The following is an 18025-nucleotide window of genomic DNA, read 5'->3' on the forward strand; positions in this document are numbered from 1 at the left end:
GGACTCGACCTTTGACTCAAGCAACAGCCGCTCGTCTCGACGAGTGGGAGAAGAAGCAGACTGCCGCGGAAGAACTCATCCCGCTGGTCGGCCGCCTCCACCGCAACAACGACGTGCTGCTCACCCTGTTCGGGCGCTCGCTCCAGGGCAAGTCCGTGACCGGCATGATCAAGGCCCACCGCTACGCCCGCCACTTCCTCGGCGAAGAGCTCGACATCGAAACCACGCTCGAGGTCGTCCGGGCGCTCGCCGAGCTCGACCTCAGCTCCGCGCGCATCGACCTCGGTCGCCTCATCGTCAAGCGCGATGAGCAGTCCGCCTCGACGGCGGAGTTCCTCGCCGAGGAGCTCGAGTCGGTCATCGGCAGCGAGTCCTCCGACGGGGAGCCCCGCGACGTCGTCCTCTACGGGTTCGGACGCATCGGCCGTCTGCTCGCCCGCATCCTCATCGAACGCTCCGGCGGCACCGGGATGCGCCTGCGGGCCATCGTCGTGCGCAAGGGCGGGGAGAACGACATCGTCAAGCGCGCGTCCCTGCTGCGCCGCGACTCGGTGCACGGGAAGTTCGACGGCAGCATCGTCGTCGACGAGGAGAACAACACGATCCTCGCCAACGGCACCCTCATCCAGGTCATCTACTCCGATGACCCCTCGACGGTCGACTACACCGAGTACGGCATCAACGACGCGATCATCGTCGACAACACCGGCAAGTGGCGCGACGAAGAGGGCCTGTCGAAGCACCTGCAGTCCAAGGGTGCTGCAAAGGTCATCCTCACCGCTCCCGGCAAGGGCGACATCAAGAACATCGTCTTCGGCGTCAACTCGCATGACATCACCGACGCCGACACGATCCTCTCGGCGGCCTCGTGCACGACGAACGCGATCACCCCGGTGCTCAAGGCGCTCAACGACCGCTTCGGCGTCCGCAACGGCCACGTCGAGACGGTGCACTCGTTCACGAACGATCAGAACCTCATCGACAACTTCCACAAGGGCTCGCGTCGCGGACGTGCGGCGGGTCTGAACATGGTGCTCACGGAGACGGGTGCGGCGAAGGCCGTGGCCAAGGCGCTGCCGGAGCTCAAGGGCAAGCTGTCGGGCAACGCGATCCGCGTGCCCACCCCGAACGTGTCGATGGCGATCCTCAACCTCAACCTCGAGAACCCCACGACCGTCGACGAGCTCAACGGATTCCTCCGCGAGACCTCGATGAACTCGCCGCTGCGCAACCAGGTCGACTACGTCGCCTCCCCCGAGCTCGTCTCGACCGACCTCGTCGGCTCGCGACGCGCGGGTGTCGTCGACGGTCTGGCCACGATCGTCGACGAGGACCGCGTCGTCGTCTACGTGTGGTACGACAACGAGTTCGGCTACAGCCACCAGGTCATCCGCTGCGTGGCCGAGATGGCCGACGTCGACACCCCGTCGTTCCCCGCAGTCTCGAACTGATCGTCAGCGACCGGCAAGCGCCCCCGACCTCTCGGACGGGGGCGCTTCGTCGTCTTCGGCGCGCAGCGTGATCCGCAGTCGGATCGGGCCCGCACCGAGGCGGCCGGTCTCTCAGCGGTCCTCGCGGGCCGCGCGTTCGGTCTCCATCGCGTCGTGGAGCCAGATCGGGGTGAATGTCGCGAACCGGGCGGCAAGGTCGTCGTCGTCGGCGAGCATGAACGCGAGCCGGTCATCGCCGGTCGAGAGCTCATGGGCCCAGATCGGACCGAGGCACGCGAGCAGCAGGCAGGACAGGACGACGGCACCGGCGAGGATGGGCGTCTCGGGCACGAGCAGGAAGCCGAGGAGGATCCCGAGGACGACGAAGGCGATCGCCACCGCCATGCCCCCGCCCTTCGACCGTGGAGCCCGCGTGCTCGCCGGTCGTCTGGCCGCCACGGAGTCGAGGATGTCGCGGCGCAGCCGGGTCCATGCGACGAGCGCGCCGAGGGCGCAGACGATGCCGATCATGATGAGGCTGAACGCCGAGAAGAGCAGCACGGCGTCGACCCGCTCCCCCTGGGCCTGCAGCGCCGCGCCAAGACCCGCGACGAGCATCGCCATCGCCAGCACGAGCATGCTCAGCAGCCGGGCCCGGCGGATCGCGACGAGGTCGGAGAGGGTGCGGGCGAGGAAGGCCCGGTCGTCGGGGACCTCAGCGGTGCTCATCGGACGTACCCTGCTTCCTTGTCGACGGTGTGGGCGAAGGGGCGACCGGACAGATACGTCTCGACGAGGTCGAGGAACTGATCGAGGAGCCGCTCGCGCCACCCCTCGGTGTCACCGGACATGTGCGGGGTGATGATGACGTTCGGCGCCTCCCACAGCCGGTGGTCGGCCGGCAGCGGCTCGACGTCGACGACATCGATGCCGGCGCCGGCGATCGCCCCGGTCTCCAGCGCGGTGACGAGGGCATCGGTGTCGACGGTCGCCCCGCGGCCGACGTTGACCAAGACCGCGTGCGGCTCCATCGCCGCGAACACCTCGGCGTCGAAGAGACCCGCGGTGCGGTCGGTGAGCGGGGCGACGTCGATGACCCAGTCGACCCCGGTCAGGTGCGCGGCGAGGTCGGCGGAGTCGATGACGTCGCCGAAGTCGGCGTCCCCGCTGCGGGCACGGCTGCCCGCCCCGCTGACGTCGACGCCGAGGGCGCGCAGCACGCGGGCGATCTCCCGACCGATCGCCCCGGTGCCGACGATGAGGGCCCGTGTGCCGGCGAGGTCACGGGTCGAGCGTCGGTTCCAGCGGTGCTCCCGCTGGTCGGCGAGCGAGCCGAGCGCCGACTTCGCGTGCATGAGGACGAGGCTGAGGACGAACTCGGCGATCGGCCGGTCGAAGACTCCGCGGGCGTTCGTCACGACGACCTCGGAGGCGATGAGCTCGTCGAAGAGGAGCGCATCGACACCGGCGGCCGCGACGTGGATCCAGCGCAGCTCGTCGGCTGCGTCGAAGACCTCGGTCAGTGCTGTGGAGAAGTAGTCCCAGAGGAGGAGCACCTCGGTGCCGGGCAGGGCCTCGCCGAGGCGGTCTGCCGTGACGATGCGGATGTCGACGTCGTCACGGCGGCCGAGCTCAGTGAGCCGGTCGGGAACCGGGCTGCCTGGCGGGTTGAGAATCGTCAGTGTCGTCATCCGTGGAGTCCTTCGTGGTCAGCGGCACAGCCAGACTATCGGATGGCCCCTGCAGCGAGGAATCGGCGTCGACGGGCACCTCGGCGGCGTGTTCGTGGGTGACGACATGCTCACGGGCGGCGGCGTCCTGGCTCTTCAGCGTCGACGCGAGCGGCGTGTTCGGCAGGAAGAGGAGGATGACGAAGCCGAGGAACGCCAGCGGCGCGACCCAGAGGAAGAGCGGGACGAGCGCGTCGTTGTACGCGTTGATGATGAGCGCGTGGATCGGTTCGGGCAGGTCCCCGACGATCTGCGGGGTCAGCCCGGTCGACGAGATCTGCGGCAGCTCGAGGTTCGGGTTCGAGGCGGCGAGGCTGCGGATGCCGGACTCGATGTTCTCGAGCAGGCGCTGGGTGAACACCGAGCCGATGAACGCCATGCCGAGCGTCGCGCCCACCTGGCGGAAGTAATTGTTCGACGCGGTCGCCGTGCCGACCATCTCGACGGGGAAGGCGTTCTGGACGACGAGGACGAGGATCTGCATGCTCAGTCCCAGGCCGAGGCCGAGCAGGGCGAGTCCGACCATCGGCTCCCACACCGGGCTGTCGGCCTTGAGGGTCGAGAGCAGGATGAGCGAGACGCCGATGAGGAGGATGCCGGTGAGCGGGTAGCGCTTGTACTTGCCGGTGCGGGCGACGACGAAGCCGGTCAGGGTCGAGGAGATGAGCATCGTGCCCATCATCGGGACCATCATGAGTCCGGCGACGGTCGCGTCGATGCCGTGGACCATCTGCAGGTAGGTCGGCATGTAGGACAGGACGCCGAACATGCTCACGCCGATGAAGAGACCGGCGATCGTCGCGAGGAGGAAGTCGCGGTTCTTGAACAGCCACAGCGGGATGACCGGTTCGCTCACCTTCGCCTCGACGATGACGAACGCGATGATCGCGAGCGCCCCGAGGACGATGAGACCGTTGATCTGCCACGAGCCCCACGCGTAGTCGTGGCCGCCCCACGCGGAGACGAGGACGATGCACGAGGTGATGACGGAGATGAGCGCCATGCCGCCGACGTCGATCTTCGGCCGTGGGCCGTGGGTCTGCTTGGGGATCTTGAGGAAGACCGCGGCGGCGATGAGGGCGATGATCCCGAGCGGGAAGTTGATCGCGAACGCCCAGCGCCAACCGGGGCCCTCCGTCAGCCATCCGCCGATGAGGGGGCCGGCGACCGAGGACACGGCGAAGGCCGAGCCCATGATGCCCATGTACTTGCCGCGCTCGCGCGGTGGGACGACGGAGGCGATGATCGACTGCGAGAGGATCATCATGCCCCCACCGCCGATGCCCTGGAGGACCCGGCCGAAGATCAGCAGCGACATGTCCTGGGCGAGGAGGGCGAAGACGGAGCCGGCGAGGAAGCAGCTGATCGCGAACATGAACAGCGGCTTGCGGCCGAAGAGGTCGCCGACCTTGCCGTAGATCGGCATCATGATCGTCGAGGCGAGCATGAAGGCCGTCGACACCCAGAGCATCTGGTCGACGCCGTCGAGTTCGCCGACGATCGTCGGCAGGGCCGTGGCGAGCACGGTCTGGTTGAGGGAGAACATGAACATCGCGATCATCAACCCCACGAAGAGGAGAATGATCGCCGAGGTCGTCATCGGGGCGGCGTCATTGCTGTGGTTCTCAGGTGCTTCGGCTGTCTGTGTCATGTCCTGGCTCTCGGCCCTCATTCTTCCCTCATCTGTTCTCTCAGCGCAATGGTCTCTGTCCTCGCCGACTCCGTGACCGCGGGGCGGTGTCATGTCCTCATCGCAGTCTCTCGAGCACCTTGAGGAAGAGCCCGAGGGAATCGTCGTAGATCCGCTGGGTGCTCTCCTCGTCGACGACGAGTTCGGGTGCGTGCTTGACGACGCGGATCGCATGGTGGAGCGGCACCATGCACATCTGGGTGAGCATCCGGGCGCTGCGCCATGCCGAGTCCTCGGTCGAGAACTCCTGACCGAGGAACCGGAGCCGGGCGAGCACGTATTCGGAGACCCGCTCCTCGAGCGCCTCGACCTGGTCGAAGCGTCGGCCCACGAGCTGCGGATACGCGACGAAGAGCTCGCGCCGGCGACTCGAGAGTCCGGGTTCGGTGCCGATGAGGAGTGCCTCGCGCACGAAGTTCGCGGTGTCCTCGGCGAGCGTGTCGAAGCCTGAGTCGGATTCGACGTAGTCGGCGACGAGCTGGTCGTCGATGTTCGCGACGTCGAGACCGACGATCGCGTCTTCCTTCGTCGCGTAGTAGTTGAAGAACGTCCGCGGGGACACGCCGGCGTCGGCGGCGATGTTCGCCACCGTCGTCGCTTCGAGCCCTTCGTCGAGGACGCGCGTGAGCGCCGCCTCATGGATGGCGGTGCGGGTCTCACGGGCTTTCCGGGTCCGCAGCGATTCGTTCTCAGCCATGCGAATAATTCTGCACTAGATGCAACTTTTCATCAACTGCAAAATTGCATCTGTGCAGTATTTCACTCTTCCGACGCGTCTCGCCGCCTCCGCAGGGCGGGATCTCAGGTCATGAGTTCGCGCAGTCGCACCCGGTGCTGCTCGAGGACCTGGAGCTGGCGCAGGAGCGCGGTCTGCGCCTCGGCATCGCCGGAGCTCTGGCGCTGCAGGCGCGAGTGGAGCTCCTTGGCGATGCGCTCGAGGTCGTAGTCGAAGAGCTTCGCGACGATTCCCTGCGCGAACTTCTCCGCACTCACTCCTTCGGACACCGGCAGCGGGGTGACGAGGAGACGGGCGACGTCGGGTCCGAGCTCGTCGCCGGCGGCCTCCATGACGGTCTCGGTCCACCGTCCGGGGGCAGCGGCGGCCGCGCGCAGTCCCCCGGCCTGCTTGAGCGCCGCCTGGATCCGGCGGTGTCCGGGATGTTCGAAGGCCTTCTCCGACAGCGAGTCGAAGAGCTTCGCGTTGACGAACTCGGGGTGCTGGAGGGCGACCATGAGCGCGCCCTTCTCCGTCTTCAGCCGCGTCGGGGTGATCGGTGCGGAGAGATCGGAGACGTCGGGGCGCTCGTCGTAGACGTACTCGATGCCGACGTCGTCAGCGGCCGGGCTCGCCTGCTGCCGGCGGCCGCCGGTGGGACGGCCCTCGCCGTTGGGCGGGTGCGCCTGCTCGCGTCGCTGCCCGGGGTGGGCCGGGACAGCCTGGTCGCGCCCGGGGCCGGCACCCTGACCCTGGCGCGCTCCGGCGGTCTGTCCGGGCCCCTGTGCCGAGCGGCCGCGGTCGGACCCGGTCGGGCGCGGATGTCTCCGGGCGGTCTTGACGGCCGCCTCGACCTCGTCGATGTCGACGCCGATGCGCCCGGCGACGAACCGGTGGTAGTGGCTGAGACTGTTGCGGTCACGGATCCCCGCGAGCACCTCGGCGCTGGCCTTCACTGCCGCGATCCGGCCTTCGACGGTGTCGAGGTCGAACTGCGCGATCGCGGTGGTGATGACGAACTCGAAGAGCGGTTTGCGGCCCTCGATGAGCTCACGGATCGCCGCATCGCCCTTCTCCAGCCGCAGATCGTTGGGGTCGAGTCCCGAGGGTTCGACGGCGACGAAGGTCTGCGCGGTGAACTCGGACTCGAACTCGAAGGCCTTGAGCGCCGCCTTCTGCCCGGCCTCGTCGCCGTCGAAGGTGAAGATCACCTGCCCGCTGGGGTCATCGCCTAAGAGCCGGCGGACGATCTTGACGTGCTCGGCGCCGAAGGCGGTGCCGCACGTCGCCACCGCCTGGGTGACGCCGGAGAGCTGAGCGGCCATGACGTCGGTGTAGCCCTCGACGATGACGACGCGCTTGGTCTTCGCGATGTCGCGTTTGGCGAGATCGAGGCCGTAGAGCACCTGGTTCTTGTGGTAGAGCGCGGTCTCCGGGGTGTTGAGGTACTTCGGCCCCTGATCGTCGTCGAAGAGCCGGCGGGCCCCGAAGCCGATCGTCCGCCCCGTCATGTCCCGGATCGGCCACATCACGCGTCCGCGGAACCGGTCGTAGATGCCGCGGCTGCCCTCGCTGGCCAGACCGGCGGCGAGGATCTCCTCATCGCTGAAGCCGGCCCGGCGCAGATGACCGGTCAGGGCATCCCACGACTTCGGGGCGAAGCCGATGCCGAAGCGGGGGTGCTCACCGACCGGGAAGCCCTTCGCGGCGAGGAAGTCGCGCGCGATCTGCCCGGCCTCCTCGGACAGCGCTGCGGCGAAGAAGCGCTCGGCGACCTCGTGCATCTCGAGGAGGCGCTGCCGCCTGCTCGCCTGCTCTCGGTCGGGGCCTTTGCCGTCCTCGTAGCGCAGGTGCATGCCGATGCGGCCGGCGAGCATCTCGACGGCCTCGACGAAGCTGAGCTGTTCGACCTTCTGGAGGAAGGTGAAGACGTCACCGGATTCCCCGCAGCCGAAGCAGTGGTACATCCCGACCTGCGGGCGGACATGGAACGACGGGGTCTTCTCATCGTGAAACGGGCACAGTCCCTTGAGGGAGCCGATGCCCGCGGTCTTGAGCGTGACGAACTCTCCGACGACCTCGTCGATGCGCGTGCGCGAGCGCAGTTCGTCGATGTCCTCGCGCTTGATGAGTCCCGCCATGGTCTAGAGCCGGTCCCCCGCCCCCGCCTGGATCCGGTGGTAGAGCGTCCACGCCGAATGGTCGGTCAGCGAGGCGATCTGGTCGGCGATGACCCGCAGCCGGGCCGCGTCGTCGGCGGCCTCTGCGTGGTCGGCGGCGAACATCGGGTCGAGCCCGTCGGGGTGGGCGTCGTACCATTCGGCGAGGTTCGTGATCACGGTGTCCTGGATGTCGTGGAGGCGCAGGCGGTCCTCGGCGACCATGACGGTCAGTGTCGCCATGCCCTTGAGCACGGCGATCTCGACGGCCGTGGACTCGGGCACGACGAGGGAGGCGGCGTAGCGGTTGAGGGGCTCCCAGCCGTACTCCTCACGGGTGGCGGCCTCCGCGGCCCCGACGAAGCGGCCGATGAGCTGGCTCGTCATGTGCTTGAGCGCCGCCTGGGCCCGCCGTGACCCGTCGAAGTCCTCGGCCGGCCAGTACGCGGCGGCCTGCAGCCTGGTGAGCGCCTTGTCCATCTCCGCGTCATCGGTCTCGGGCAGGTACCACTGGCGGGTGATCTCGAAGAGCTCGAAGCGGCGGACCTCGTCGGCGAATTCGCCGAGGCGGAGGTGACCGGCGACGACGGCGTCCTCGACGTCGTGAACGGAGTACGAGATGTCGTCGGCCAAGTCCATGACCTGGGCTTCGAGGCAGCGGCGGCCGTTGTCGACGCCGTCCCGGTAGAAGTCGAAGACGGCGAGGTCGTCGTCGTAGACGCCGAACTTCCGCACCCCGGAGTCGCGTCGCCCGGCCGCGGCTTCGGCGCGCGGCCACGGGTACTTCGTCAGCGCGTCGAGGCTGGCCCGGGTGAGGTTGAGCCCGGCCGGACGGCCGTCGGGGGCGATGACCTTCGGTTCGATCCGGGTGACGAGGCGCAGGGTCTGCGCGTTGCCCTCGAATCCGCCGATGTCGGCGCAGAGCCGGTCGAGGATCGTCTCCCCGTGGTGGCCGAAGGGCGGATGCCCGAGGTCGTGGCTCAGGCACGCGGTGTCGACGATGTCGGGGTCGCAGCCGAGGTAGCGGGCGAGTTCGCGCCCGACCTGTGCGACTTCGAGGGAGTGCGTGAGCCGGGTGCGGACGAAGTCGTCGGTGCCGGGCGAGACGACCTGCGTCTTCGCTCCGAGGCGGCGCAGCCCCGAGGAATGGAGGACCCTCGCCCGATCGCGCTGGAAGGCCGAACGGCGCGGGTTCTTCGCCGGTTCGATGACCCAGCGCTCCTCGTCGCGCGGCGAGTAGTCCGCGACGCTGCCCGAGGCCCGGGCGATGCGCGCGGAGGTGTCGGTGGGCATCCTCATCCTCCCGAGACGTCGAGTTCGGCCTCAGCGAGATCGGCGGAGCCGCTCTCATCGAAGACGCGGGAGTCGAGCCAGCCCTCGGGCAGGTGGGGGCGCTTGGGACGGGTGGTCCGTCCGCGCGAGCCTTCGGCGGCCTCACCCGGGTAGGGGGCGTCGCCGAGTTCGGCGAGCAGTGCGTCGAGCTCGGCGAGCGAGGAGACCATCGCCAGCCGGCTGCGCAGGTCGCCGCCGACGGGGTAGCCCTTGAAGTACCACGCGATGTGCTTGCGCAGGTCGCGCACCCCGTAGAACTCCTCGCCGTAGTAGTCGACGAGGTATTCGCCGTGGAGACGCACCGCCCGGGCCACCTCGGCGAGTCCGGGACGATGACGATCGGCGCTGCCGTTCAGCGCATTCGCGAGATCACCGAACAGCCACGGCCGACCCTGGCATCCGCGACCGATGACGACCCCGTCGCAGCCGGTCGTGCGCATCATCTCGAGCGCATCCTCGGCGGAGAAGATATCACCGTTGCCGAGCACGGGAACGGTGTCGCCGAGGTGGTCCTTGAGCCGGGCGATCGCGTCCCAGTCCGCGGTTCCGGAGTAGAGGTCGGCGGTCGTGCGCCCGTGGAGGGCGATCGCTGCGACCCCGGCGTTGCGCGCGGTCTCCCCGGCGTCGAGGTAGGTGTGGTGGTCGGCGTCGATGCCCTTGCGCATCTTCACCGTCAGCGGGATGCCGCCGCGGTCGGCCTCCTCGACGGCGGTCGTGACGATCGCTTGGAAGAGGTCCTTCTTCCACGGCAGGGCCGAGCCGCCGCCCTTGCGGGTGACCTTGGGGACCGGGCAGCCGAAGTTGAGGTCGATGTGGTCGGCGCGGTCCTCGTCGACGAGCATCCGCACGGCCTGTCCGATCGTCACCGGGTCGACGCCGTAGAGCTGGACGGAGCGCGGGGTCTCGTACGGCTCGTGGTGGATGATGCGCATGCTCTTGGGGCTGCGTTCGACGAGCGCGCGGGAGGTCACCATCTCGGTGACGTAGAGGCCCGCCCCGTACTCGCGGCACAGGCGCCGGAACGCGGTGTTCGTGATCCCCGCCATCGGTGCGAGCACGACCGGGGAGGACAGCTCGATGGGACCGATGCGCAGCGGCTCGACGGTCTGGGCGGTGGATTCTGGGCTGGGGCTGATGACACTCACCATGCCATTATCCCAAAGCCTGCCAAATCGGGCATCGTCCCCTTGCTCACAGTCCCGCAACACCGAGGCGGTGCGGCATATTCCCTGGTCACACCGCGCCCGTGGGTCGGCACGGGAGGAGTGCCAGGCGACGTGTGCGCGGGAGGAGTGCCGGGCGGCGTGTGCGCGGGACGGCCGTTCACCGGTCGTCCTCCCCGCGCAGGTCGTGCACCTCCCAGACGGCGTCGAGGCAGAGGTCGGCGGCGAGGCGGTCGTCGTGGGTGACGACGAGCATCGCTCCCCCGTATCCCTCGAGCGCCGAGGTGAGCGCCCGCTGCGAGGCGACGTCGAGGTTGTTGCCGGGTTCGTCGAGGATGAGTAGCTGCGGGGCGGGGTCGGAGAGCAGGGTCGCGGCCAGCGCGACGCGGAAGCGCTCCCCGCCCGAGAGCGTGCCGCACAGCTGGGCGGTCCGCTCGGCGCGCAGGCCCATGGCGGCGAGCACCTCGTGGATGCGGTGCTTCTCAAGACCGGGGTTCGGCCGGCGCACCGCCTCCATGACGCTGAGCGCGGCGGGCAGGCGGTACTGCTGGTCGAGGTGGCCGATCGGCACGGACACCTGCAGCTCGAGGCCGGGGAAGAGCTCGTCGACAAGGCTGCCGCTGCCCGGCCCGCCGCTGTCGCCGTGATCGCCGCCCAACCCACCGCTGTCGCCGTCCGCGGTCGGTGCGGCGCCGCGGACGGCGGCGAGGAGTGTCGACTTCCCCGCGCCGTTGGGCCCGGTGAGCCGGATCCGCTCCGGTCCGACGAGCGTCCGCGGGCGCTCGAGGGTGCTCGTGCGCACCTCGAGGACGCGCTTGCTCGGATGGACCTCGGTCTCGGGCAGGTGGAGGGTGATCGAGGAGTCCCGGCGCAGCGCGTCCTTCGCGGTCTGCACGGCAGCGGCGGCCGCGGCCTCGTCGGCGGCCTTGTCCCCGCGCCGTTTGGCCGCTGACTTCTGCGCGAAGTCGGTGAGTCCGTTCATGACGATCTTCGGTCGGCGTTTGCTCGCCTTGTCCTTCGCGGCCTTCCGGTCCGAACGCGCCAGCGTCGTCTCGAGGTCGATGCGCTGGCGCTTCTCGATCGCGTGGGCCTTCTTCGCATCGGTCAGCCGCGCCAGTTTCGCCTCCTCCTCGGCGGCGACCATCTCCTCGTACGCGGTGTAGTTCCCGCCGTAGACGCGCAGCTGATCGGTCATCTCGACGATCGTCGTCATCGCATCGAGGAGCTCGCGGTCGTGGGAGATGACGAGGGTGGGCCCGGGCCGGCGTGCGAGCAGCTCAGTGAGCAGGGCCCGGCCCGCCGCGTCGAGGTTGTTGCTCGGTTCGTCGAGGATGAGCCACGCGGACCCGACCATCGCCGCGCGGGCGAGACCGATCCGCATCGCCTCCCCGCCGGAGAACGTCGAGGCCCGACGGTCGAGGTCGTCCGCGGTGAGGGCGAGCCCCACCTCGGCGAGGGCGGACAGGGCCCGCTCCTCGATGTCCCAGTCCTCCCCGATGATGTCGAAGTCGGCTGGTGCGGCCTCGCCGTGCAGCGCTCGATGCAGGCTCGTGCGGATGCCGTCGATGCCGAGGATCGCGTCGACGCGGTCGTCGGTGTGCGGCAGCAGCTGGTCGATGTGGACGGCGCCGGCGGCACCGGTGACGGTCCCCGTCGTGGGGGCGAGCGCGCCGGTGAGGAGCCGGGCGAGAGTGGATTTGCCGATCCCGTTGTCACCGACGAGGCCGGTGAGTCCCAGCGGGATCGTGGCGGTGAGGCGGGTGAGGATCTCGGTGTCGCTGAGGCGGTATCCGAGTCCGGACAGGGTGATGGCAGAGGGCATCAGTGATCTCATTTCGTGCACGCGGTGCGGTGCGGGTCCGAATCACCCGCGGGTGCGGAAATGAGGTGTCACTTCATTCTCAGGCGCTGCCTTCGCTCGACTGTGGGACCTCACAAGGATGCCCGAGTCGCGTCAGGTGCGTCAAGGTCGCCGAGGCGGTCGCCCGGTCCCGGCCGGCGGCTCCGCTGCTGACGCCGGTCCGGTGAGGATCCGGCTCAGGTGATGATGAGCATGAGCTCTGCCGAGCGGTCGCTGGGGTTGGCGAGCTGGTGGGGCACGTCGCCGGGGGCCTGTGCGCAGTCGCCGGCGCGCAGGATCGTGCGGCGGTCGATTGTGACTATCTCGATGGTGCCGGCGAGGACGAAGAAGGTCTCCCGGGATCCCGAGCGGTGGGCGGCGAAGGGCGAGGTCTCGCTGCGGGGTTCGAGCGAGTAGTGGATGACCTCGATGTTCTCACTCGGCGAGGGCAGGTCGCGGCGCCAGGTCCCGGGACCGTAGGTGGCGTGCGGGACGATGGCGTCGGCCGGGGTGACGAGCACCTCGGGTTCGGCGAGGAGCTCGCCGACGTCGACGCCGAGCGCGCGGGAGAGCCCCATCGCGTTGGACACAGACGTGTCCTGCTCACCGCGTTCGATCTTCGACAGCGCGGCCCGGGAGATGCCGGCCCGGATCGCGAGCTCGTTGAGGGTGAGATTGCTGTATTTGCGGCGAGCCCGGATGCGCGCCCCGAACACCCGCGCCCCGGGATCCTCTGACTTCGCCATGGTGCCATCCTAATGTAATCTCTGATAGTAGATCTCAATCCATTAAAAGTGATTATGTCCGGACTGCTGGCGCTCATCCCCATCGTCCTCGCCGTCGCGCTCCTCGCCCTCCGCGCGCCGACGTGGGCCTCGGCGCTGGCCGGGTTCGCCGGTGCCGGGATCTGCGCGGTCCTCGCCTTCCCCACTCCCCTCCCCCTCGTCGCCCGAGCCGCCGGCGACTACTTCCCCCTCATCGCCGAGGTGGTCCTCATCCTCCTCTTCGGGATGATGCTCGCCGGCATCCTCGAGGCCACCGGTGCGATGCGCACGATCTCCTCGAGTGTCGAGGCGATGGTGCCCAGCCGGTCCCTCGGCGTCGCCCTCGTCGTCTTCGGCCTCGTCCCCTTCGCCGAATCCGTCACGGGCTTCGGCATCGGGGTGACGATCGGCGTGCCGATCCTCCGCCATCTCGGCTGTTCGCTGCGGCATTCGGCGCTCCTCGGGCTCCTCGGACTCGTCGCGGTCCCATGGGGTGCGCTCGGACCGGGCACGACGGTGGCCGCAGCGCTCGCCGGCTTCGATGTCGATGACCTCGGTCTGGCGACGGCCTGGGTCAACGCGATCCCGGTGGCCGTGGTCCTCTGCGCTGTTCTCGTCCTCCTGCGTCCCCGCCTCGGGAGTGCCCTCGGGATGATCGGGGCCGCCGGGCTGCTGTGGGGCGGAATCCTCCTCGCCAACCGTCTTCTCGGCATGGCGCCGGCCGGCATCATCGGGTCCCTCGTCGTCATCGTCGGCCTCGGCGTGCCGCTGGCGGTGCGCGGCCGGTTCGCCGGAGTCACCGCAGCGCTCGGGCGAGCAGTCCTGCCCTACGGAGTTCTCACCCTCGGCATCCTCGCCGCGCGTGAGCTCCTTGCCGTGTTCCCGTCTCCGCTCATGGAGAGTCTCGCCTCTCCCCCGTTCTGGCTGGCCGTCGCCTGCCTCGTCGCAGCGCTCTCGCGGACCCGCGGGTCGACGGATGCTCAGAGGGGGCACGGGTCGACGGGTGAGCGGAGGGACGACGGATCAACGGATGAGCGCAGGGACGGTGCGTCGCTGCGCCCGGCGATCGTCCGTGCGGCGCGCGCGTGGGTGCCGATCGGGGCGGCGACGGCGGCGTTCATGCTCATGGGCTGGGTGATGACGACCTCGGGGATGAGCACCGCGTTCGGGGACCTGCTGCCGACGGGACTCCTCGTGCTCGCCCCGTGGCTGTCGACGATCGGTGCCGTGCTCACCGGGTCGAACACGGGAAGCAATGCGATGTTCGCGAGCACCCTCGCCGTCGCCGGTCAGGGGACGGCAGCGGGGCCGCTGACCGCCGTCGCCGCGGGCAACGCCGCAGGATCACTGGCGGCGCTCGCCGCTCCGCCCCGTGTCGCGATGGCTGTCCAGCTCTCCGGCGCCGGAGCCGCCGATGCGCGGGACGGCTCGTGGGTGCTCAGCCGGGCGTTCCTCGTCGTCGGCCTCAACACCCTGGCCATCGGTCTCTGGCTCCAGTTCCTCGCGTGAGCGGGGCGCCGCCTCGGTGGCGGCTGCCCGAGCCTGCCCGACGTCCTGCGCGCACTGCCGCGCCCTCCACTGCGCTTCTCACGACTCCGGCCCATCGACACAGCCTCCCCGTGCACAGGCTGCCTGAGCGAGCGAATTCGCGGCAGGTCGCCGATCGTCCCCTCAGAGGTCACGAGCAGCGCTCAGCGCATCCGCCGCAACGTCCGTCGTCTCCGGATGTGTTCGGGACGCAGACCCATTCCGATGATGTGTCCCGGCACCCGCGCGAGTACGGGAAACCGGTCGATCAGCCGCAACGGCAGCGGTGGGCGGGAGTGAGGATCATCGGCGAGGAGCATCGGCTGGATGCGCTGCTGGATCCACTGGATCGCTGCCGCCGGCCACGCACGCCGTCGCTGAATCGCGCGCAGCTCCCGTGTCGACGGTGTGCGCTCCCTCAGCACAGGTCCGAGTTCACGGGCGGCGGCCACAGCATCCTGGATCGCCAGATTGATCCCGACACCACCCGCCGGTGACATCGCATGGGCGGCATCGCCGATGCACAGCACCCCGCGGGCGGACCACTGCGGCAGTCTCTCGAGCCGCACGCGCAGCAGTCTCAGGTCGTCGAGACCCACGGATTCCATCCGGGCCCGCAGCTCCGGAGCGATGCGCGCTATCCGCCTGCGCAGGGCGATGAGCGCCTCGGGCGACGCGTCCCATGTCCCTGCCGGGATGGCGTGGGCGACCTGGAAACCGTCGCCCCGATCGATCGCGATGACGAATCCTGCCCCGGCCTGGGCGAAGGGCAGCGTCTCAGCAGCGACCTTGGGCAGGCGGAACCACAGGACGTCCATGGCATTGGCGAGCGTCCGCGGCACAAGTCCGACTGCTCTTCTCACCGTCGAATCGCGACCGTCCGCGCCGATGACGAGCCGGGCCCTGACCTCGCCATCACCGTCGCCGGACCGAGTGCGCACACCGACGACCTGCCCTGCCTCGGTCACCACGCCGGTCACCTCCGTGCTCCGCAGCAGCGTGAAGCCGTCCTCGCGGACCCCAGCACGGGCAATGAGGTCGAGGAACTCCCACTGCGGCATGAAGCTGATGACCCTCCGACTGGTGGGCAGGTGCGAGAAGTCGGCGAGCACAAGCTGATCCGAGTTCCATCTCAGCGTCACCTGTGCCATGTCCGCATGGGGAAGGACGAGGAAGTCCTCGAGCAGACCGAGTTCGGCCAACAGATCCTGCGTCGCGGGATGAATGGTGTCACCGCGGAAGTCCCGGAGGAAATCACTGTGCTTCTCGATGACCAGGGTCTCGACACCGGCACGAGCCAGCATGAGTCCGCAGATGAGCCCGGCCGGACCTCCGCCGACGACGACACAGTCCACGGTCAGTGTCTTCACGTTCGCTGTCATACCCCCACGATGGAACCCGAACCTGCCACAATGCCACCATGGTCAATAAACGACCCGGTCGACCCGCCGACGGTTCGGATGCCCGCGAGCAGCTCATCGCCGCGGCTCAACGGCTGCTCACGGACGGTCATCCGGCGACGATCTCGACACGACGGATCGCTCGCGACGCGGGCGTGAGCCATTCGCTGGTCAATTATCACTTCGGGTCGAAAGACGATCTCATTCTCACCGCACTCTCGCTGACCATTGCTCCACACCATGTCGTGCGCGCAGCAACTGCGGGTGGCACGCTCGACGTCACGGCGCTCGCGACCGGGATCGTCCGTCTCTGGGATCACCCCGACCACGGGCCTCGCCTCGTGCGCTTCGCTCGCGAAATCGCGTCCGACGGCACCCGCGCGGCACTGCTGAGCAGCTATCTCGAGAACGCCGTCTTCGGCGGCCTTGCCGCCGCCGTGGGCAATCGGACGGCCCGGCGGCTTGCCGTGATCATCGTCGGCACGATCTTCACCCGTTATGTGCTCGCCCTGCCGTTGATGGCTGCACAGCCCTCCGCCGAGGTGATCCGGCAGTTCGTCGACCTGGCCGGTCCGATGCCCCCGCGGGATCGGCCGCCTCGGCGCTCCGGCACCGAACCGTCAGAGGGGCCCTGACCGATCAGAGGCGCAACCGACCGATCAGAGGCGGATGAGCTCGCGCGGGAACGCCGTGAACGTGTCAGCACCCGAGTCGGTGATGAGGATCGATTCGGAGAGCTCGTAGCCGTAGCCGTTCATCCACATGCCGCAGATGAGGTGGAAGGCCATCCCCGCCTCGAGGATCTGATCGTCCTCGGTGCGGATCGAGATCGTCCGCTCACCCCAGTCCGGCGGATAGCCGATGCCGATCGAATAGCCCAGGCGGCTCGGCTTCTCGAGTCCGTGCAGGGCCAGCGACCGATTCCAGGTCCGCGCGAGCTCCGCGGTGGGCACCCCGGGTCGGGCGACGTCGAGGACGGCTGCCAGCGCCTCGGCGACGACCCCTTCGAGACGGACGAGTTCCTGCTTCGGACGGCCGACGACCGCCGTCCGGGCCAGCGGGACATGGTAGCGGCGGTGGACTCCGGCGAGCTCGATGCTCACGGACTCATCCGTCGCGAACACTCTGTCGGTCCACGTCAGGTGCGGGGTGTCGGCGCTCTCTCCGGTGGGCATGAGCGGCACGATCGCCGGATAGTCACCCCAGGCGGCGTCGTGCCCGCGGATCTGCGCGGCGGCGATCGCGGCGGCGACCTCATGCTGGCCCACTCCTTCGGCGATCGACTCGAGGGCCGCGTTCATCGCCGCGGTCGTCACCTCGGCGGCCCGGTGCATGAGTGCGAGTTCGGCCGGGGATTTGATCGCCCGGATCCAGTTGACGAGTTCGAACGAATCGACGAGGCGCCATTCGGGCACCCCGTTGACGAGCGCGCGGAAGGCCCGCGGGGAGAAGAAGTGCGAGTCCATCTCGACACCCACGGGCGAGGTGGAGGCGCGCGCGACCTCCCACCGCTGACGCAGGGCGAAGGCGACCCAGTCGAAGGGGTGGATGTGCGGGCGCTGCACATAGCGCTCGGGGTAGCCGACGATGTCCTCCGGCGGCAGCCACGAGGTGTGCGTGGCCCCACGGGCGTCCATATCGCGCATGAAGAGCGTGAGCGGACCCGAGGAGGGGACGAAGAGCAGCTGCGGAGTGTAGAACGACCACGCGTTGTAGCCGGTGAGGTAGTAGATGTTCGCCGGATCGGTGACGATGAGCGCCGACAGACCCTGGTCGCTCATCCGCCCCCGCACCGCGGCGATGCGAGCGAGGTACTCCTCGGGAGCGAAGCCGAGATGCTTCGCTCCGATCGTGTCGACCTCGCCGGGATAGGGCTGCGGACGCGACCGGACTTCGGCCCCGGCCCCTCCCTGCTCGGCGCCCGGACGCATCCCCTGCACATCGGCGCGGCTGTCGGCGCGACCGGAGAACAGCTCACCCTCATTCATGCGCCCAGTCTGGTGATCCGCCTCACACGGTGTCAATGAGGCGCGCGCGGAGCGCCACCGACGCGGCCGGCGCGAGGTCCCGATGACGCTGCGGCCCGAGCAGGCACAACCCAGCGGCCCGCCGCAGCAGGCCCTGAGCGGCAACCACCCCCGACACCCAGCCCCACCGCCTCGCCGCGATGACGAATACAGAATGAAAGTTCAAGGAAATCAACTGAATCCGCAAACAGGACTACGCATTCCGACTGAATCGATGGTAGGTTGGTCTGAGACTCACATCACGGAGG

Annotated in this window: 13 protein-coding genes and 1 pseudogene; 3 read left to right on the forward strand and 11 right to left on the reverse strand. The window is 69.0% G+C overall.

Translation table 11 applies throughout. From position 1 onward, the window contains the following. Positions 1–11: 11 nt before the first annotated feature. Positions 12–1451, forward strand: coding sequence for a glyceraldehyde-3-phosphate dehydrogenase (locus tag FJ887_RS08580; protein WP_137823906.1), 1440 nt, complete (start codon positions 12–14; stop codon positions 1449–1451). A 111-nt stretch (positions 1452–1562) separates the two neighbouring features. Here FJ887_RS08580 and FJ887_RS08585 read toward each other — a convergent pair whose 3' ends face one another. The 9 genes and pseudogenes from FJ887_RS08585 to FJ887_RS08625 form a co-directional block, all read right to left on the reverse strand. Then, positions 1563–2159 carry a hypothetical protein gene (locus FJ887_RS08585; RefSeq protein ID WP_137823905.1) on the reverse strand — a complete coding sequence of 199 codons (597 nt, stop codon included), beginning with the start codon at positions 2157–2159 and terminating at the stop codon, positions 1563–1565. Further along, complete coding sequence (locus FJ887_RS08590) at positions 2156–3121, reverse strand: D-2-hydroxyacid dehydrogenase (protein WP_137823904.1); 966 nt, start codon at positions 3119–3121, stop codon at positions 2156–2158. The genes FJ887_RS08585 and FJ887_RS08590 overlap by 4 nt, the downstream gene beginning before the upstream one ends. Next, a pseudogene (locus FJ887_RS08595) lies at positions 3063–4835 on the reverse strand (MDR family MFS transporter); the annotation flags it as partial. The pseudogene FJ887_RS08595 and the gene FJ887_RS08590, both read right to left, overlap by 59 nt. A 73-nt stretch (positions 4836–4908) precedes the next feature. Next, entirely contained in the window at positions 4909–5547 is a 639-nt protein-coding gene (locus FJ887_RS08600) for a TetR/AcrR family transcriptional regulator (protein ID WP_137823902.1), read from the reverse strand. A 104-nt stretch (positions 5548–5651) separates the two neighbouring features. After that, positions 5652–7706, reverse strand: coding sequence for a DNA primase (dnaG, locus tag FJ887_RS08605; protein WP_137823901.1), 2055 nt, complete (start codon positions 7704–7706; stop codon positions 5652–5654). Between the two features lie 3 nt (positions 7707–7709). Further along, on the reverse strand, positions 7710–9017 hold the full coding sequence (locus tag FJ887_RS08610) for a deoxyguanosinetriphosphate triphosphohydrolase (RefSeq protein ID WP_171006925.1): 1308 nt from the start codon (positions 9015–9017) through the stop codon (positions 7710–7712). A 2-nt stretch (positions 9018–9019) separates the two neighbouring features. Next, complete coding sequence (gene dusB, locus FJ887_RS08615) at positions 9020–10204, reverse strand: tRNA dihydrouridine synthase DusB (RefSeq protein WP_137823900.1); 1185 nt, start codon at positions 10202–10204, stop codon at positions 9020–9022. 175 nt (positions 10205–10379) lie between these two features. Beyond that, a complete protein-coding gene (locus FJ887_RS08620) occupies positions 10380–12041 on the reverse strand; it encodes an ATP-binding cassette domain-containing protein (protein WP_137823899.1) in 1662 nt (553 codons plus the stop codon). Between the two features lie 215 nt (positions 12042–12256). Then, entirely contained in the window at positions 12257–12805 is a 549-nt protein-coding gene (locus tag FJ887_RS08625) for a helix-turn-helix domain-containing protein (RefSeq protein ID WP_137823898.1), read from the reverse strand. Positions 12806–12859: 54 nt separating this feature from the next. On the opposite strand from FJ887_RS08625, the gene FJ887_RS08630 reads away from it, so the two are divergent. After that, positions 12860–14332 (forward strand): L-lactate permease, encoded by a 1473-nt coding sequence (locus FJ887_RS08630; protein ID WP_140954949.1) that lies wholly within the window; start codon positions 12860–12862, stop codon positions 14330–14332. A 182-nt stretch (positions 14333–14514) separates the two neighbouring features. Here the strand turns inward: FJ887_RS08630 and FJ887_RS08635 are convergent, their stop codons facing one another. Further along, entirely contained in the window at positions 14515–15732 is a 1218-nt protein-coding gene (locus FJ887_RS08635; protein WP_137827079.1) for an FAD-dependent oxidoreductase, read from the reverse strand. A 38-nt stretch (positions 15733–15770) separates the two neighbouring features. Between FJ887_RS08635 and FJ887_RS08640 the strand changes: the two genes are divergently transcribed. Continuing rightward, a complete protein-coding gene (locus FJ887_RS08640) occupies positions 15771–16385 on the forward strand; it encodes a TetR/AcrR family transcriptional regulator (RefSeq protein WP_137827078.1) in 615 nt (204 codons plus the stop codon). Positions 16386–16409: 24 nt separating this feature from the next. Here the strand turns inward: FJ887_RS08640 and FJ887_RS08645 are convergent, their stop codons facing one another. Further along, positions 16410–17738 (reverse strand): M24 family metallopeptidase, encoded by a 1329-nt coding sequence (locus tag FJ887_RS08645; protein ID WP_137827077.1) that lies wholly within the window; start codon positions 17736–17738, stop codon positions 16410–16412. Between the last annotated feature and the right edge of the window lie 287 nt (positions 17739–18025).

Origin of the sequence: Brevibacterium sp. XM4083 (assembly GCF_006489205.2) — a bacterium.
Lineage (GTDB): Bacteria > Actinomycetota > Actinomycetes > Actinomycetales > Brevibacteriaceae > Brevibacterium.

What these genes read in the sequence shown, in the direction of transcription:
- FJ887_RS08585 (WP_137823905.1), bottom strand. Translation starts at nt 2,159, where the DNA reads ATGAGCACCGCTGAGGTCCCCGACGACCGGGCCTTCCTCGCCCGCACC.
- FJ887_RS08590 (WP_137823904.1), bottom strand. Translation starts at nt 3,121, where the DNA reads ATGACGACACTGACGATTCTCAACCCGCCAGGCAGCCCGGTTCCCGAC.
- FJ887_RS08600 (WP_137823902.1), bottom strand. Translation starts at nt 5,547, where the DNA reads ATGGCTGAGAACGAATCGCTGCGGACCCGGAAAGCCCGTGAGACCCGC.
- dnaG (WP_137823901.1), bottom strand. Translation starts at nt 7,706, where the DNA reads ATGGCGGGACTCATCAAGCGCGAGGACATCGACGAACTGCGCTCGCGC.
- FJ887_RS08610 (WP_171006925.1), bottom strand. Translation starts at nt 9,017, where the DNA reads ATGCCCACCGACACCTCCGCGCGCATCGCCCGGGCCTCGGGCAGCGTC.
- dusB (WP_137823900.1), bottom strand. Translation starts at nt 10,204, where the DNA reads ATGGTGAGTGTCATCAGCCCCAGCCCAGAATCCACCGCCCAGACCGTC.
- FJ887_RS08620 (WP_137823899.1), bottom strand. Translation starts at nt 12,041, where the DNA reads ATGCCCTCTGCCATCACCCTGTCCGGACTCGGATACCGCCTCAGCGAC.
- FJ887_RS08625 (WP_137823898.1), bottom strand. Translation starts at nt 12,805, where the DNA reads ATGGCGAAGTCAGAGGATCCCGGGGCGCGGGTGTTCGGGGCGCGCATC.
- FJ887_RS08630 (WP_140954949.1), top strand. Translation starts at nt 12,860, where the DNA reads ATGTCCGGACTGCTGGCGCTCATCCCCATCGTCCTCGCCGTCGCGCTC.
- FJ887_RS08635 (WP_137827079.1), bottom strand. Translation starts at nt 15,732, where the DNA reads ATGACAGCGAACGTGAAGACACTGACCGTGGACTGTGTCGTCGTCGGC.
- FJ887_RS08640 (WP_137827078.1), top strand. Translation starts at nt 15,771, where the DNA reads ATGGTCAATAAACGACCCGGTCGACCCGCCGACGGTTCGGATGCCCGC.
- FJ887_RS08645 (WP_137827077.1), bottom strand. Translation starts at nt 17,738, where the DNA reads ATGAATGAGGGTGAGCTGTTCTCCGGTCGCGCCGACAGCCGCGCCGAT.